14 protein-coding genes are annotated in these 16,742 nt (G+C 61.8%); 3 read left to right on the forward strand and 11 right to left on the reverse strand.

What is annotated here, in order from left to right; translation table 11 throughout:
* Positions 1-52: 52 nt before the first annotated feature.
* From AB8B31_RS14610 to AB8B31_RS14630, 5 genes are all read right to left on the reverse strand, one after another.
* Complete coding sequence (locus tag AB8B31_RS14610; protein WP_017988986.1) at positions 53-1,054, reverse strand: ABC transporter ATP-binding protein; 1,002 nt, start codon at positions 1,052-1,054, stop codon at positions 53-55.
* A gap of 10 nt (positions 1,055-1,064) precedes the next feature.
* Positions 1,065-2,123, reverse strand: coding sequence for a Gfo/Idh/MocA family protein (locus AB8B31_RS14615; protein WP_130652785.1), 1,059 nt, complete (start codon positions 2,121-2,123; stop codon positions 1,065-1,067).
* A complete protein-coding gene (locus tag AB8B31_RS14620; RefSeq protein WP_018074095.1) occupies positions 2,120-2,959 on the reverse strand; it encodes a carbohydrate ABC transporter permease in 840 nt (279 codons plus the stop codon). The genes AB8B31_RS14615 and AB8B31_RS14620 overlap by 4 nt, the downstream gene beginning before the upstream one ends.
* A gap of 9 nt (positions 2,960-2,968) precedes the next feature.
* Positions 2,969-3,916, reverse strand: coding sequence for a carbohydrate ABC transporter permease (locus AB8B31_RS14625; protein WP_018242910.1), 948 nt, complete (start codon positions 3,914-3,916; stop codon positions 2,969-2,971).
* A 218-nt stretch (positions 3,917-4,134) separates the two neighbouring features.
* Positions 4,135-5,391, reverse strand: a complete 1,257-nt coding sequence (locus tag AB8B31_RS14630; RefSeq protein WP_018242912.1) for an ABC transporter substrate-binding protein — start codon at positions 5,389-5,391, stop codon at positions 4,135-4,137.
* A 532-nt stretch (positions 5,392-5,923) separates the two neighbouring features.
* Here AB8B31_RS14630 and AB8B31_RS14635 point away from each other — a divergent pair.
* Positions 5,924-6,808: an N-acetylglucosamine kinase gene (locus AB8B31_RS14635; RefSeq protein ID WP_130652786.1), complete on the forward strand. Its 885-nt coding sequence runs from the start codon at positions 5,924-5,926 to the stop codon at positions 6,806-6,808.
* Positions 6,805-7,569, forward strand: coding sequence for a GntR family transcriptional regulator (locus AB8B31_RS14640; RefSeq protein WP_018242914.1), 765 nt, complete (start codon positions 6,805-6,807; stop codon positions 7,567-7,569). Before AB8B31_RS14635 ends, AB8B31_RS14640 begins: the two co-directional genes overlap by 4 nt.
* A gap of 134 nt (positions 7,570-7,703) precedes the next feature.
* Here the strand turns inward: AB8B31_RS14640 and metH are convergent, their stop codons facing one another.
* Positions 7,704-11,477 (reverse strand): methionine synthase, encoded by a 3,774-nt coding sequence (metH, locus tag AB8B31_RS14645; protein WP_130652787.1) that lies wholly within the window; start codon positions 11,475-11,477, stop codon positions 7,704-7,706.
* A gap of 269 nt (positions 11,478-11,746) precedes the next feature.
* Between metH and AB8B31_RS14650 the strand changes: the two genes are divergently transcribed.
* Positions 11,747-13,006: an AGE family epimerase/isomerase gene (locus AB8B31_RS14650; protein WP_130652788.1), complete on the forward strand. Its 1,260-nt coding sequence runs from the start codon at positions 11,747-11,749 to the stop codon at positions 13,004-13,006.
* A 107-nt stretch (positions 13,007-13,113) separates the two neighbouring features.
* On the opposite strand, the gene AB8B31_RS14655 is transcribed toward AB8B31_RS14650, so the two are convergent.
* The 5 genes from AB8B31_RS14655 to AB8B31_RS14675 form a co-directional block, all read right to left on the reverse strand.
* Positions 13,114-13,737 carry a DUF2799 domain-containing protein gene (locus AB8B31_RS14655; RefSeq protein WP_130748010.1) on the reverse strand — a complete coding sequence of 208 codons (624 nt, stop codon included), beginning with the start codon at positions 13,735-13,737 and terminating at the stop codon, positions 13,114-13,116.
* Between the two features lie 132 nt (positions 13,738-13,869).
* Positions 13,870-14,367, reverse strand: a complete 498-nt coding sequence (locus AB8B31_RS14660) for a heme-degrading domain-containing protein (RefSeq protein WP_018446594.1) — start codon at positions 14,365-14,367, stop codon at positions 13,870-13,872.
* A gap of 192 nt (positions 14,368-14,559) precedes the next feature.
* A complete protein-coding gene (locus AB8B31_RS14665) occupies positions 14,560-15,171 on the reverse strand; it encodes a flavin reductase family protein (protein ID WP_130652790.1) in 612 nt (203 codons plus the stop codon).
* 3 nt (positions 15,172-15,174) lie between these two features.
* Positions 15,175-15,918, reverse strand: coding sequence for an aspartate/glutamate racemase family protein (locus tag AB8B31_RS14670; protein ID WP_130652791.1), 744 nt, complete (start codon positions 15,916-15,918; stop codon positions 15,175-15,177).
* Between the two features lies 1 nt (position 15,919).
* Positions 15,920-16,741: an ABC transporter permease gene (locus AB8B31_RS14675; protein WP_018242920.1), complete on the reverse strand. Its 822-nt coding sequence runs from the start codon at positions 16,739-16,741 to the stop codon at positions 15,920-15,922.
* Position 16,742 lies beyond the last annotated feature (1 nt).

Here is a 16,742-nt window from a genome sequence, read left to right on the forward strand (position 1 = left end):
CGAAAAAGCCCCGCCAGGCTGGCTGGCGGGGCTTTTTCGTTCTGTCATGCGCTTAGCGGATCGCCTGGTCGTCTACATCGAAGCGATGCACATGCGCCTGGTCCGGGGTCGCATAGACGATCTCGTCCGGCTCATACTGGTGCTCGCCGAAAAGACGCGCCGTCAACAGGCCGCATTGATCAGATTCGAGATAGATGATCGTGTCGGCGCCGAGATGCTCGACATGCACGACCTTCGCAGCCCAAGTCCCCTGTTCGCGCGACAACGTCAGGTGTTCGGGACGCACGCCGATCGTCTTGGCGCTGTGATCGCCAACCTTCTCGGCCGCGATGAAATTCATCTGCGGCGAGCCGATGAAGCCGGCGACGAAAACATTGGCCGGTCGTTTATAGAGTTCCATCGGCGAACCGATCTGCTCGATCGCCCCGGCATTCAGCACCACGATCTTGTCGGCAAGCGTCATCGCCTCGACCTGATCGTGGGTGACATAGATCATCGTCGCCTTCAGACTGCGGTGCAGCCGGGCGATTTCGAGACGGGTCTGGACGCGCAGCGCCGCATCGAGGTTCGACAGCGGTTCGTCAAACAGGAAGAGTTCGGGTTCGCGTACGATGGCACGGCCGATGGCGACGCGCTGGCGTTGGCCGCCGGAGAGCTCGGCCGGCCGCCGCGCCAGATAGGGTTCCAGCGAAAGCATGCCGGATGCCTTGCCGACACGCTTGTCGATCTCGTCCTTGGCGGTGCCGGCCTGCTTGAGACCAAGCCCCATATTGTCCTTGACCGTCAGATGCGGATAGAGCGCGTAAGACTGGAACACCATGGCGATGCCGCGCTTGGCCGGCGGCGTCAGCGTCTCATCGCGACCATTGATGACGACGGCGCCTGACGTGACGTCTTCGAGGCCTGCAATGCTGCGCAGCAGCGTCGATTTCCCACAGCCCGACGGCCCGACGAAGATGACGAATTCGCCGTCCTTGACCTCAAGGTCGATGCCTTTCAGCACCTCATGCGTGCCATAGGTCTTGCGGATGGATTTGAGTTGAAGCGATCCCACTGTTTTTCCCTTACAATCTGACCGGCTGGCCGGTACGCACGCTCTCGTCGGCGGCAAGGCAGATGCGCAGCGACGCCACCGCATCCGCCATATGGCGGTCGAGGTCCAGATCCTCGCGGATCGCCCTCAGCATGAAGGCCTGTTCCAGGTCGCAGAGCGCCTGATGGCCGGGTTCGCCTTCCATCGTCATGTCCTGGTCGGGTCGGATGAACTTGCCGTCAGGCCCGGTCTCGGCAGTGTGCAGCCGGATCACCGAGGTCTTGGTGTGTGTGTCGATATCGTCGGACTTGGCGTTCGGATCCATGACGATCGACACCGCGCCTTTCGGCGACATCACATCCTTCACGAAGAAGGCGGTCTCCGAGATCATCGGGCCCCAGCCGGCCTCGTACCAGCCGACCGAACCATCCTCGAACAGCACCTGCAGGTGACCGTAATTATACATGTCGGCGGCGATCTCTTCCGACATACGCAGCCCCATGCCGCGCACCTCGACAGCCTTGGCGTCGGTGATCTGGCACATGACGTCGACATAATGCACGCCGCAGTCGACGATCGGCGAGGTGGTGCGCATCAGCGACTTGTGCGTCGCCCACGTCGGGCCGCTGGACTGCTGGTTGAGGTTCATGCGGAAGACGTAAGGTGGACCGAGCTTGCGCGCCTCTTCGATCAGCTTCATCCAGGAAGGATGATGGCGAAGGATATAACCGATCACCAGCTTGCGCCCCGCCTTCTTAGCTGCCGCGACGACGCACTCGGCATCGGCGACGGTGGTTGCAAGCGGCTTTTCCACGAAGACGTCGCAGCCGGCCTCGAAGGCGGCGACGGCATAATCGGCATGACTGTCGGAGTAGGTGTTGATGGAGCAGAGGTCCGGCTTCAGCTCGGCCAGCGCCGCCGTGAAGTCGGGATGGATCGTATAGCCCTGCAACTCAGGCTCCAATTGCGGCGTCGAGCGGTTGACGAGACCGACGATCTCGAAGCCGGGATTGTTGTGATAGGCGAGCGCGTGGCTGCGACCCATATTGCCGAGGCCGGCAACGAGGACACGGATCGGTTTTACTGTCACTTGACGGCTCCTGACGTGATGCCGCGGATCAGCTGCCGCGAGAAGATGACGTAGAGGACGAGGATAGGCAGGATCGCCAGTGACAGCGCCGCCAGCACCGCGTTCCAGTTGGTGACGAACTGGCCGATAAAGATCTGCGAGCCGAGTGTGACCGTCTTGGTGGCCTCGGAGGGCGCGAGAATCAGCGGGAACCAGAGGTCGTTCCAGATCGGGATCATCGTGAACACCGCGACCGTCGCCATCGCCGGGCGCACCAGCGGCAGCACCAGACGGAAGAAGATCGCATATTCGGAAAGCCCGTCGATGCGCCCGGCATTCTTCAGATCGTCCGAAACCGTGCGCATGAATTCCGACAGGATGAAGATCGCCAGCGGTATGCCCTGCGCGGTATAGACGAGGACCAGCGCCGTCAGCGTATTGACGAGGCCGGCCGCGACCATGCCCTGCAGGATCGCCACCGTGCCGAGACGGATCGGGATCATGATGCCGATCGCCATGTAGAGACCAAGCAGCATATTGCCGCGGAAGCGATACTCCGAGAGCGCGAAGGCCGCCATGGCGCCGAAGAGCAGCACCAGCAGGATCGAGACGATCGTGACGATGAAGCTGTTCTGGAAATAGGTGGCGAAATCGCCCTGCCCGAGCACCGTCTGATAGCCGACGAGGCTGAAGGTCGACGGCGTCGGGATCATCAGCGGCTCGCGGAAGATCGAGGCACGATCCTTGAACGAGTTGACGATGGTCAGAAACACCGGAAACAGCGCGACCAGCGTATAGGCGCTCAGCGCCAGATGCACGAGGCCGGTGCGGATGGGAGATGTGCGTGCCTTGGACATGCGCGCTCCTCAGAACTGGTAGCGACGCATGCGCCGCTGGATGACGAACAGATAAAGCGAGACGCCAGCGAGAATGATGAGGAACATCACCGTGGCGATGGTCGCGCCCATCGAGCGGTCGCCGAGCTGAAGCTGGAAACCGAAGAAGGTGCGGTAGAGCAGCGTGCCGAGAATGTCGGTCGACATGTCTGGCCCGGCAAGCGCCCCCTGCACGGTATAGATCAGGTCGAAGGCGTTGAAATTGCCGACGAAAGTCAGGATCGAGATAATGCCGATCGCCGGCAGGATGAGCGGCAGCTTGATTTTCCAGAATTGGGCCCAGCCGGTGATGCCGTCGCATTCGGCCGCCTCGATCACCTCTTCGGGGATGCTGAGCAGTGCGGCATAGATCAGCATCATCGGAATGCCGATATATTGCCAGTTCGAGATCAGCGACACCGCGATCAGCGCCGAACCGGACTTACCGAGCCAGGGCGCGAACAGGAATTTCAAGCCGATGAGATCGAGCATCCAGGGCGCCACACCCCAGATCGGCGAGAGGATGAGCTTCCAGATGAAGCCAACGATGACGAAGGATAAGAGCGTCGGCAGAAACATCGCCGTGCGGTAGAAGGCAACGCCGCGCAGCTTCGGCACCGAAAGCAGGGCGGCAAGCGCCACGCCTATCGGGTTCTGCACGCACATGTGGATGGCAAAGAAGATCAGGTTATTGACAAGGGCATTCCAGAAATCGCGCGCCCAGCGCGCATCGCCGAACAGCACCTTGAAATTCGCCAGTCCGACGAAGGCCGGCTGCCCGTCGACCGTATTGTAGAGCGACAACCGGAGCGTTTCGATGAGCGGCAGCACCATGACGGCGGAATAGACGATCAGGGCCGGCAGCATGAAGACGAAGATGTGCCAGCGCACCGGGCGCCTGATCGGGACGATATCGACCGCGTTGTCGGTTTCGCTCATGGCTTTTGCCTGTTCTTGTCGACTGGCCGCAAGGCGCAGCACAGATGGAAAACATTGCGCCTCACCCTGCCCTTCTCTCCGGCTGCGGGGAGAAGGAACGTGCCCTGCTGAAATGCCATGTCGGGCTGGGAGGTCGCTGCGAGTCTCCTTCTCCCCGCAAGCGGGAGAAGGTGGCCAGCAGGCCGGACGAGGGGCGGCAAACGCCGCCCCTGATCACATCACTTGGCCGGCTTGTACCAGCTGTCGAGGCCCTTCTGGAGCTTTTCGGCAGCAACCGCAGGCGTATCCGTGCCGTTGATCACATTGGCCGATTCGACCCAGGTCTCGTTTTCGAGGTTCGGCGTGCCGCGCGACAGGATCTGATAGGTCGAGCGCATGGTCGACTTGTACGGGCCGCGCCAGGAGACGAACTCCTGAGCGAGCGGATCGGACATCTTGACCGGGGTGGAGTTCAGGCTGAAGAAGCCCGGCAGCGAGTTCGCATAGATGTCGGCGAACTCAGGCGAAGCAACCCAACTGAGGAACTTCTTGGCTTCCTCGGCATGTGTGCTCTTCGCGTTCAAGGCGACGCCGATGTCCGGATGGTCGGAGATGTAGCCGGTGTCACCGGCCTTCGGAACCGGCGGCGGGAAGGCGCCCATCTTGAACTGCGCCTGGCTGTTGAACAGCGAGATTTCCCACGAACCGGCCGGGTAGATGGCGGCACGGCCGAGCGTGAAGAGGTTCTGGCTGTCCGAATAGGTCTGGGCTTCGAAACCGTCGCCGAGATAGGGCTTCCACTTGGCAAGCTCTTCATAGGGCTTGACCCATTCGGCGTCGGTCAGCTTCTGCTTGCCTTCGATCAAGGCCTTACGGCCTTCCTCACCCTTCCAGTAGTTCGGGCCGATATTCTGGTAGCCCATGGTGGCGGCCTCCCAGAGATCCTTGGTGCCCATGGCGAGCGGGATGTAGGTGCCGTCGGCCTTGATCTTGTCGAGCGCTGCGTAGAACTCGTCCTGCGTCTTCGGCACGGAGATGCCGAGCTTATCGAAGGCGTCCTTGTTGTAGATGAAACCGTGGATGACCGATGCCATCGGCACGCAGAAGGTCGACTTGCCATCGTCGGTCGCCCAGGCGGCCTTGGCGACCGGAGAGAAGTTCTCCATGCCCGGCAGGCTGGTAATGTCGACGAGCTGTTTCTTGTTGAAGAGCTCGAGCGAGGTGAACGGACGGCAGGTGATGATGTCGCCTGCGGAACCGGCATCGAGCTTGGCGTTCAGCGAAGCATTGTATTCGGTCGGCGCGGTCGGCGAGAAGACGATCTTGATGCCCGGGTTCTTGGCTTCGAACGCCGGAATGATCTTTTCCTGCCAGATCTGCAGGTCGTCGTTACGCCAGCTTTCGAGCGTCAGCGTGACGTCGGCGGCATGGACGAGACCTGCCGGCGTCAGCAGGCTAGAGGCAAGCAGCAAGCTTTTCAGAGCAGTGTTTTTCATTTCCCTCTCCTGTTGTCAGGCGCCGAAGGCGCCGTTTTTCGATCTGAAACAAGCAATTGGCGTGTCTGAGGAAACACCCCAATGCCCCTTGGAGGACCGCCAGCGACTGCCGGCCCCGAAAGCTCGTGGACGCAAAGGCGGATCGCCTGCGGCCGGAAGTGCGCGCCTTCCCGGTGACCTGCACCGGGCGTGGCGAAATGACGAGGGAAAGCCGATGGATGCCTGAACTCAACCACTGGCCACACGGGCCGGCAGGTGTCCTTGCAATCATCCTCGAAGCGGTTCCGGCTTGGCTTTACTGCCGGTTTTTGTGGGCTTCGAAACGCTGTTCCCTTTGATCGAATTAAGGCCAAAAAAATACCAATTGTCCAGCCGAATTTAACTTTTTCGCTGCCAAAAATTCATTAAAAAATTTTATCTAGCAAAATCAATAAGATAAAAAGATTGATTTTCTCCTTCATTCCCACTTGGTAAATGGTATTTTTTTGGTATTGTATTAAAAAACATGGGGAACGGCATATTCGGAGGCCCGATGACGGAGCTTGCAATCGGCATAGACGGCGGCGGAACAAGCTGCCGAGCCGCGGTCGCGGACAGAAACGGCAATATCATCGGCCGCGGCAAGGCAGGCCCTGCCAACATTCTGTCGGATCTCGAAAACTCTCTTCTCAATATCGTTGAATCCGCCCGGCAGGCGCTGCGCGATGCCGGGCTTGCTGCAGAAACCATTTCCTCCGTCGCAGCCGTCGTCGGCGTCGCAGGCGCCAATGTCGGGGATTACGGCAGGCGAATCGAAAAGGCCCTGCCCTTTGCCGAAGGCCGCGTCGTCACCGATGCACTGATCGCGCTGCAGGGCGCGCTCGGCGATGCCGACGGCATCGTCGGCGCCTTCGGCACCGGCTCGGTCTATAACGCCCGTAGGGATGGCCGACTGAATGGCATCGGCGGCTGGGGTTTCGTCGTCGGCGACCAGGCAAGCGGCGCCCGCCTCGGCCGCGACCTCCTGGAACGATCGCTGCTCCCCCATGACGGAGTGCGCCCGGCATCGCCGATCACCGAAGCGGTCATGGCCGAATACGGCAATGATCCGGAGCGTATCGTCGAATTCGCGCATTCGGCAAGACCGAAGGACTTTGCCCGCTACGCACCGATCGTCTTCCAACATGCGGCCAAGGGCGATGCCGTCGCGGTCGGCATCGTCACGGATGCCGCAGCGGCGATCGGCGAAAGCCTCGACGCGCTGCTCTGGCCTGAATGCCCGTCGATCTGCCTGCTCGGAGGTCTTGCTGAAGCTTATGAACCCTGGCTTTCCGAACGCTACAGACCGCTGCTCGCCAGACCGAGGAACGATGCCTTGCACGGCGCGGTGGAACTTGCGGTGAAGCTCCTGAACGATCGGCAGAGAGGCGCGGCATGAGCGACGACCTCGCTACCATCCTGTCCCTGGAGCGCCTGCAGGCTGCCGGCACCGGCCCGCTCTACGTCAAGCTGCGCCGCATGCTCGAAGAGGCTGTGCGCACCGGCACGCTCGGCCACGGCGATGCGCTGCCGCCGGAACGTGACATCGCCGAATTCGCCGCCGTCAGCCGCGTCACCGTGCGAAAGGCGATCGACGATCTTGTCGCCGACGGCCTGCTGGTGCGCCGCCACGGCTCGGGCACCTTCGTCGCCAAGCCGGTCTCCAAGGTCGAGCAACGCCTGTCGCAGCTCACCTCCTTTACCGAGGATATGGCGCGCCGCGGCATGTCCTCCCGCTCCGAATGGCTGCACAAGGGCATCCACACCCCCTCGCCCGACGAGATGATGATCCTTGGCCTCGGTACCGACGTCAAGGTTTCGCGCCTCTCCCGCCTGCGCATCGCCGACGACCAGCCGCTGGCGATCGAGAACGCTAGCGTCTCCGGCGAATTCCTGCCCGATCCCTCAGCCGTCACCAATTCACTCTATGCCGAACTCGAACGCCTCCAGGTTCGCCCTGTGCGCGCCGTGCAGCGCATCTCGGCGACCAACATGAAGGAAGCCGATGCCCAGCTTCTCGGCGTCTCCGTGGGTGCGGCCGGCCTGTCGATCGAGCGTATTTCCTATCTCGGCTCAGGCCGCGCCGTCGAATTCACCCGCTCGCTCTATCGCGGCGACGCCTATGATTTCGTCGCGGAGCTGACGATCGCGGTGACTTGAACCGCAAAGCCGACAGCATCGGCTCCAAGGAATAATCTTCTTGATTTTCAAAAGCATGGAGCCGGAAAGTGAATCACTTTCCGGCTCCATCGTTTCTTGAATCACTTTATCAGCGGACGACGCCAAACGGCTGGTTACGCCGCATCCTCGATCTCGGTTTCGACCTTGCGCGGCACGTAGTTCAGCACCGGTCCGAGCCAGCGCTCGACTTCGGAAACCTCCATGCCCTTGCGGGCCGCATAGTCTTCCACCTGATCGCGCTCCACCTTGGCAACGCCGAAATAATAGGAGTCGGGATGGCCGATATAGAGGCCGGAGACCGAGGAACCCGGCCACATCGCATAGCTCTCCGTCAGCTTCACGCCAGCCGCTTTTTCAGCGTCGAGCAGTTTGAACAGCGTTGCCTTTTCGGTGTGGTCAGGCTGGGCGGGATAACCGGGCGCCGGGCGGATGCCGGCATAGGCTTCGGTGATGAGATCCTCCTTGCTGAGCGTCTCGTCCTTGGCATAGCCCCAGTATTCGCGTCGTACCTGTTCATGCATGCGCTCGGCAAAAGCTTCGGCGAAGCGGTCGGCCAGCGCCTTGACGAGGATCGAAGAATAATCGTCGTTCGCCCGTTCGAAACGTTCGGCAATGGCGATCTCCTCGATACCCGCCGTCACCACGAAGCCGCCGACATAATCCTGAACACCGCTTGTGACAGGCGCGACGAAGTCGGAGAGCGCCACGTTCGGCCGCCCGTCCCGCTTCGAAAGCTGCTGCCGCAGCGTATAGAAGGTCTCAAGCTCCTGTTTCCGGCTCTCGTCCGTGAACAGCCGGATATCGTCGCCGACGGCGCCGGCCGGCCAGAAGCCGATGACGGCGCGCGGGCGGAACCACTTCTCGTCGATGATCTTCTTGAGCATGGCCTGCGCATCGGCCCAGAGCGCGCGCGCCGCCTCGCCCTGCTTCTCGTCTTCCAGAATGGCGGGGTAACGGCCGCGCAGCTCCCAGGTCTGGAAGAACGGCGTCCAGTCGATGTATTTGGCAAGCTCGGCCAGATCGTAATCCTCGAACACCCGCGTGCCGAAGAATTGCGGCTTCACCGGCTGGTAGGCAGACCAGTCGATCTTGTGGGCATTCTCGCGAGCCCGGGGCAATGGCAGGCGCACCTTCTCGGCCTCGCTGCGCGCATGGGCGGCCGCCACCTTGGCATATTCGGCTCTTATATCGTCGACATAGCTCTGGCGGGTCTCCGGCGACAGCAGCGCCGAAACAACGCCGACGGCGCGGCTCGCATCGGTGACGTAGACCGTCTGCCCCTTGTTGTAGCCCGGATGGATCTTCACGGCCGTATGCACGCGGCTGGTCGTCGCCCCGCCGATCAACAGCGGGATCTCGAAACCCTGCCGCTCCATCTCGGCGGCAACATGCACCATCTCGTCGAGCGACGGCGTGATCAGGCCGGAAAGGCCGATGACGTCGACCTTCTCGGCAATCGCCGTTTCAAGGATCTTCGTCGCCGGCACCATGACGCCGAGGTCGACGATCTCGTAATTGTTGCAGGCAAGCACGACGCCGACGATGTTCTTACCGATATCGTGTACGTCGCCCTTGACCGTCGCCATCAGGATCTTGCCGGCCGACCGGCGTTCATCGCCGCCGTTGAGGCGCTTTTCCTCTTCCATGTAGGGCAGCAGCACGGCGACCGCCTGCTTCATCACGCGCGCCGACTTGACCACCTGCGGCAGGAACATCTTGCCCGAGCCGAACAGGTCGCCGACGACATTCATGCCGGCCATCAGCGGCCCTTCGATGACGTGCAGCGGCCGGGCGGCCTGCAGGCGCGCCTCCTCGGTATCGGCCTCGATATATTCGGTGATGCCGTTGACCAGCGCGTGTTCGAGACGCTTCTCGACGCTCCATTCGCGCCAGGAAAGATCCTGGACCCGGCCTTCCCTGGCACCGGCGCCACGGAAACGCTCGGCCACTTCGAGCAGCCGCTCGGTGCCGTCGGGGCGGCGGTTCAGCACCACGTCCTCGCAAGCCTGGCGCAGCTCGGGATCGATATTGTCGTAGACGGCAAGCTGGCCGGCATTGACGATGCCCATGTCCATGCCTGCCTGGATGGCGTGGTAGAGGAACACGGCATGCATCGCCTCGCGCACCGGCTCGTTGCCGCGGAACGAGAAGGACAGGTTGGAGACGCCGCCCGAAATATGCACCAGCGGCATGCGCTCGCGGATCGTCCGCGTCGCCTCGATGAAATCGACGCCGTAGTTGTTGTGCTCTTCGATGCCGGTGGCGACCGCGAAGATGTTCGGATCGAAAATGATGTCCTCAGGCGGGTAGCCGATCTTTTCGGTCAGCAGCTTGTAGGCGCGCGTGCAGATATCCACCTTGCGCTCGTAGCTGTCCGCTTGCCCCGTCTCATCGAAGGCCATGACGACGACGGCGGCACCGTAATTGTGCAGCAGCCGCGCCTGGGCGAGGAAGTTCTCCTCGCCTTCCTTCAGCGAGATCGAGTTGACGATCGGCTTGCCCTGGACGCGCTTCAGGCCGGATTCGATGATCGAGAACTTCGACGAGTCGATCATCACAGGCACGCGGGCGATGTCAGGCTCGGCGGCGATCAGGTTGAGGAACTCGACCATCGCCTTTTCGGAATCGATCAGGCCTTCGTCCATGTTGATGTCGATCACCTGCGCCCCGTTCTCAACCTGGTCGCGGGCGACATCGAGCGCTGCGGTGAAATCGGCGTTGGTGATCAGCTTGCGGAAGCGGGCCGAGCCGGTGACGTTGGTGCGCTCGCCGACATTGACGAAGGGGATGTCCTTCGTCAGTTCGAAGGGTTCGAGACCCGACAGCGACATGAAGGGGCGGTGCTCGGGAATCGGCCGTGGCTTGTACTTGGCAACGGTCTCGGCGATCGCCTTGATATGCTCCGGCGTCGAGCCGCAGCAGCCACCGACGATGTTGACCAGGCCTTCGCGGGCGAAGCTGTCGATCTGCGCCGCCATCAGCTCCGGCGTTTCGTCATACTGGCCGAACTCGTTCGGCAGGCCGGCATTCGGATAGGCGCAGATGAAGGTGTCGGCAACGCCCGAAAGCTCCTGCAGGTGCGGGCGCATCGCATTGGCGCCGAGCGCGCAGTTGAGCCCGATCGTGAAGGGATTGGCATGGCGCACGGAATTCCAGAAGGCCGACGGCGTCTGGCCGGACAGCGTGCGGCCGGAAAGGTCGGTGATCGTGCCGGAGATCATCACGGGCAGACGCACGCCCTTGGCCTCGAAGCGCTCCTCGCAGGCGAAGATCGCCGCCTTGGCGTTCAGCGTGTCGAAGATCGTCTCGATGAGGATGATGTCGGCGCCGCCGTCGATCAGCCCGTCGATCTGCTCGCCATAGGCGGAACGCAGATCGTCGAAGGTGACGGCGCGGAAACCGGGATTGTTGACGTCAGGCGAGATCGAGGCGGTGCGGTTGGTCGGCCCGATGGCGCCGGCGACAAAGCGGCGGCGGCCGTCCTCGCGCTCGGCGCGCAGTGCCGCCCGGCGCACGATCTCGGCGCCTTCCTTGTTGAGGTCGTAAACCGCACCTTCCATCTCGTAATCGGCCTGCGCGATGCGGGTCGAGGAGAAGGTGTTGGTCTCGAGAATGTCGGCGCCGGCCTTGGCGTATCTGTAATGGATCTCTTCGATCGCATCCGGCTGGGTCAGGATCAGAAGGTCGTTATTGCCCTTCTGGTGACAGGCGCAGCCGATGAAGCGCGTTCCGCGAAACTGGTCTTCGTCATAGCCGAGCCCCTGGATCTGCGTGCCCATGGCGCCGTCGAGAACAAGGATGCGTTCGCTCGCGGCTTGTTTCAAAGCTGCGAAAACTTCACTGCCGTCACGCTTGCCCGTTTCCGGACCAAAGAGATTGTCAAACACGGGAGGGCTCCTTGACGTCATAAGACCAGACTTCCAAATCACATAAAGATATCTTTATGTCAATATATGCCTGGCGATTTCGTGCTTTGCAAGTCTACAGCGCCGCGCGTCTTTTAAGACGCGCAAAGGACGCTGTAGCAGTTTGAATCTGCGCATCGTGTTTTCCGAAATTCGATTTTCGGAAAGCACGATGCGCTAGCCAGATGACAGGCTTGCCCGACCTCTATATAGGCGTTTGCGACGCTTGTGCACGAAATCGGAGGAGCATCATGGCACCCGCAACCGGCAACGCCGCGCTTGGAAACTGGACGACCCGCGCCTATCATCGCGACTGGCTGCTGACCCAGGCGAACGGTCTTTTCGATTTCTTCCAGCACAATTCGGTCAACCCCAAGGGCGGTTTCTACGATCTCGACGACCAAGGCGGGCCGCTCGACGCCGAGGGCCAGGTCCGCGGCATCCATATCGCCGCGCGCGCCGTGCATTGCTTCTCGATCGGCGCCCTGCTTGGTCGTCCCGGCGCTGCCGATGTCGTCGACCACGGCATGGACTATATCTGGAACCATCATCGCGACCGGAAAAATGGTGGCTATTTCTGGTCCCTCGACAATAACGGTCCCGTCGATTCCAACAAGCAGGGCTATGGCCATGCTTTCGTGTTGCTTGCCGCCTCAGCCGCAAAGACGATCGGCCATCCGCTTGCCGACGGCATGCTTGATGATATCACCGAGATCCTGAATACGAAGTTCTGGGAAGCGAAACACGGCGCAATCGCCGAGGAATTCACCGCCGACTGGCAGCCGCTCGACGGCGGCGCCTATCGCGGTCAGAACTCCAACATGCACCTGACCGAAGCGCTGATGGCGGCCTTCGAAGCCACCGGCGACCGGGACTATCTGACCAAGGCCGAAAGCATCGCCGATCTCGTCATCCGTCGCGCCGCCGGTTCGGTTGACTGGCGCGTCGCCGAGCATTTCGACGCCGAATGGAATCTCGACAAGACATACTATCATCCGAATGAAATGTTCCGCCCGGCCGGCACGACACCCGGCCACTGGCTGGAATGGGCCCGCCTCATCCTGCAGCTCTGGGCGCTCGGCGGCAAACGCATCGAATGGATGCCGGATGCGGCCAAGGCGCTCTTTGCGCAATCCATGGCGCTCGGCTGGGACAACGACAAGGGCGGCTTCTTCTATACGCTCGATTGGGACGACAAGCCCGCCAAGCGCAACAAGCTCTGGTGGCCAGCCTGCGAAGGTGCGGCCGCTGCACATTTCCTCAACGAACACCTGCCGAGCGATTACCACGAAGAGAGCTACCGCAGGATCTGGAACGTGATCGAACGCGCCTTCATCGATCACAAGAACGGCGGCTGGCACGAGGAACTGACGGAAGATCTCGTCCCCTCGCATTCGCTGTTCCCCGGCAAGGGCGATATCTATCACGCCCTGCAGGCCTGCCTCATCCCACTCTTCCCGGCAACGGGCAGCCTGACAAGGGGCATCGCCGAGGCCGGCGGGAAGCTCTGAAGCAGAGCATGATGGCGAAAAGTGTGAGCGGTTTTCGGTATCACGCTCTAACTATTCAATTTACAGCGTCCTTTGCGCGTCCGAAAAGACGCGCGGCGCTATAAGGATCAGTAACCCGGCGCCGGCAGTTCGACACTCGGGTTCCGCTGGAACCACTCGACATCCTCGTTGACACGGTCGAGATCGTCCTGCACGTCGCGCTGGTCGCGGCGGATGTCGTGCATGTCGTCTTCGAGATCCTCGGTCCGCCGGCGCAGTTCCGAGCGGTCACCGTCCTTGGCATCTCTCAGCTTGTCGGAAAGCTCGTCGATTTCAGTTTCCTTATTGCTATAATCGCTCTGCATCGAGCTGAGACGCGACTGCAGCTCGTGCTGCTTGCTGCCGAGGTTGAAGCCGCGCAGGAAGCCCGGCGCGGTCTCGGGCGGGCAGACATTGGCGTAGCCGCTGCCCGCCTGGCCGCGCGCAAGCCCGCTGAGCGGCGTGCAGTAGCGCACCAGACCGGCCTGATATCCCTGAAACCAGATCGTCTGATCGGGTACGATCTTGACCCGCTCGCAGGATTTCGCATGTGCGGCGAAGCGCTGTTGCGGCTCGTAGCCCGCCGCGCCGTCGCTCTCGCCGATCACCCGCCAGTCGGCGGCGACGCATTCCTCCTTGGAAAGCGTGTTGCAGGAGGCAAGCAAAAGGCCGAAGCCGATGGTGGCGGCAAGCGCAAGAAACAAGCGGATCATGGCGTCCCGGGTAAGATGAGGAGTGCGATGCCGCAGCTTAGCCGTAGGACAAGCCCGCGTCACCGTCACGGCGACGCAAATTTGAAGTTTTCATGGCTTTTTTCTGTCAAAATTACGGCGGGAAAAACCGCATCAAAGCGGCGGGGCGAGCCGGAGCGTATCCAGATCCTTCGCCAGCATCAGCGCCAGCGCTTCGACCGCGAGATTATGGTCGTCGCGCTGCGGCAGTCCCGAGACGGTGACGGCGCCGATGCAACCGGTGCCCTTGACGTTGATCGGGAAACTGCCGCCATGCGGCGCATAGTCGGCGCCGGAAAGCCCGTTATCCTCGACCGTCTTGCCGTCCTTCTGCAGCTTCAGGCCGGAAGCGTAGCTGCTGCGGAAATAACGCAGCACCATATTGCGCTTGCGACGCACCCAGTTGACGTTGTCGGGCGTGACACCCGGGAGTGCCGCATAGAAGACCGGCATCGAATGCAGGGTCACGTCGATCGCGATGCCGAGGCCGCGCTCGGTGGCGAGTTCCTGCAGAAGCTTGCCGAGCTGCCATGCCGTCGTCAGGTCGAAGGCGTCGAAGCTCAGGACTTTCTCCTGCTCCGCGATCCGGCTGAGATCGTCCTCGATTGTCATGGGTAAAGCGCTCCTCTGTCGCGATGATCCGTAGCCGACCATTCTCGCGGGAGCCGAAAAAGTAAAGCAAAAACTTGGGCCTATCCCTGGAGCAATTCCAGCAAGAGTGCGCAGCGGTTTTGCGTCCGGAATTGCGCGAAGCCAAAGAGATAGAGCATTTTCGTCACTCGAAGAAAACCAAAATGCTCTATGTCAGAGCTTCGGCGTCAGCATCTCGAAACGGTCGCGGATGGTGGCGCAGGTATCGCCGCCGAGCCTCGCAATGGCATCGACCGCGGCCGGATCGACATGCAGCCGTTCCGGATCGACGACCCCGTCGCGGTAATGCGCGTAGACGATCTCGCCCATGATGATCTGCCGCGAGCGGCCAAGCTCCAGCGTCACATGCCGCCGGCATTCGAAGGCAGCCGGCGCCTCGGCGATGAAGGGCGAGGCCACCTTCTCGCCCGGCATCGCCGTCAGGCCGGCTTCCTTCAGCTCGTCGACGCCGCGCGGATATTTGGCGCCGCAGATATGCATGGCCTCAGCGATCGCGAAGGAGACGATATTGACCGTGAACACCTCGGTCATGCGGATATTGTGGCCGGTGTCCTTGAACGACATGTCGGCATTGTTCTCGACCCCGATCGCAAGGATCGGCGGATCGGCCGAAAGGCAGTTGAAGAAACTGAAGGGCGCGGCGTTGATCCGGCCATTCTCGTCGACCGTCGTCACCAGCGCAATCGGCCGCGGAATGATCGTGCCGATCATCAGCTTGTAGCGTTGGCGCTCGGTAAGCTGCTCGAAATCGAAGGAAACGGACATCGGTCAGCCGACCTTCAGGATCGGCGAGAAACCGCTCATCGCCCCAGTGAAGGGTTTCGGCAGCGGCGAGGCGTAGGAGCCGCGCTTGCTGGTGCAAAGTCCGAGCGACACCAGCGCTTCGGCCTGCTTGACGGCGGCGGCGACGCCATCGACGACAGGCACGCCGTAGATCTCCTGCAGCTCGCGGGCCAGATCGGTCATGCCGGCACAGCCGAGTACGATCGCCTCGGCTCCGTCTTCTGAAAGCGCCCGCTCGATCTCGGCCCTGAGCTTGCCGATCGCGCCGGAGGCCGCATCTTCCAGCTCGAGCACCGGGATATCGGAGGCGCGCACCTTGGCGCGGTCGCCCATGCCATAGCGGCGCACCAGATTGTCGATCAGTACCCGCGACCGCTCCAGCGTCGTCACCACGGTGAAGCGCTGCGCCAGAAAGCCCGCCGTCACCACCGCGGATTCGCAAAGCCCGAGGATCGGCACGTCGGCAAGGGTCCGCGCCGCTTCGAGCCCAGTATCATCGAAGCAGGCGATCACGGCCGCATCATAACCCGCCGGCTGCCGGTCCCTGAGTTCAGCGAGCAGACCGGGGATCGCCAGCGCACCGTCGTAATGTCCTTCGATGGAGACCGGCCCCATGCGCGAGGTGGCGGCGATGATCTCCGTGCCGGATGCCGCCACCGCACGCGCGACGGTCGCGGCCTTCTCGGTCATGGAGGCCGTGGTGTTCGGATTGACGATGAGGATGCGCATGTCAGTTTATCTTTGCCTGCCGCCGGCTGAGCATCGTCATGATGCCGAGTGCGACGAGAATGATGGTGAAGGAGAACAGCGTCGTCACCGTGCCGAGCGCATAGAGCACCGGCGTCGTGACGTTGGTGGTCATGCCGTAGATTTCGAGCGGCAGCGTATTGTAGGTGCCTGATGTCATCAGCGTGCGGGCGAATTCGTCATAGGAAAGCGTGAAGCCGAACAGGCCGACGCCGACGAGGCTCGGCGCGATCATCGGCAACACCACATGGCGGAACGTCTGCCAGGAGCTGGCGCCAAGGTCACGCGCCGCCTCTTCATAGGCCGGCGAAAAGCGGTTGAAGACGGCAAACATGATCAGCACGCCGAACGGCAGCGTCCAGGTCAGATGCGCACCGAAGGCCGACGAATACCAGGCAGGCTTCAGCCCTCCCTCCTGGAAGACGACGCCGATGCCGAGCGAGATGATGATCGACGGCACGACGAGGCTGGCAACTGTGGCGTAGAACAGCGCGGTGGAACCGCGGAAGCGGCGGCGGAAGGCAAGGCCGGCGAGCAGCGAGACGACGACAGTCACCACCATCACCATCAGCCCGAGGGTGAAGGAGCGGCGGAAAGAAGCGCCGAAATCGCCGACCGCCTGCTTCTCGAACAGGTTGAAGAACCAGTGCGTGGAAACACCGTTCATCGGGAAAGTCAGGCCGCCATCCGGCCCCTGGAAGGAGAGGATCAGGATCGCCGAAAGCGGGCCGTAGAGGAACAGCACGAAGATGATGAAGAAGATCGCCAGCAGATAGAATTCCAGGCCGCGTTTTTCGTGGTTCATC

It is taken from the genome of Rhizobium sp. 62_C5_N11_2 (genome assembly GCF_051811185.1).
GTDB lineage: Bacteria > Pseudomonadota > Alphaproteobacteria > Rhizobiales > Rhizobiaceae > Rhizobium > Rhizobium leguminosarum.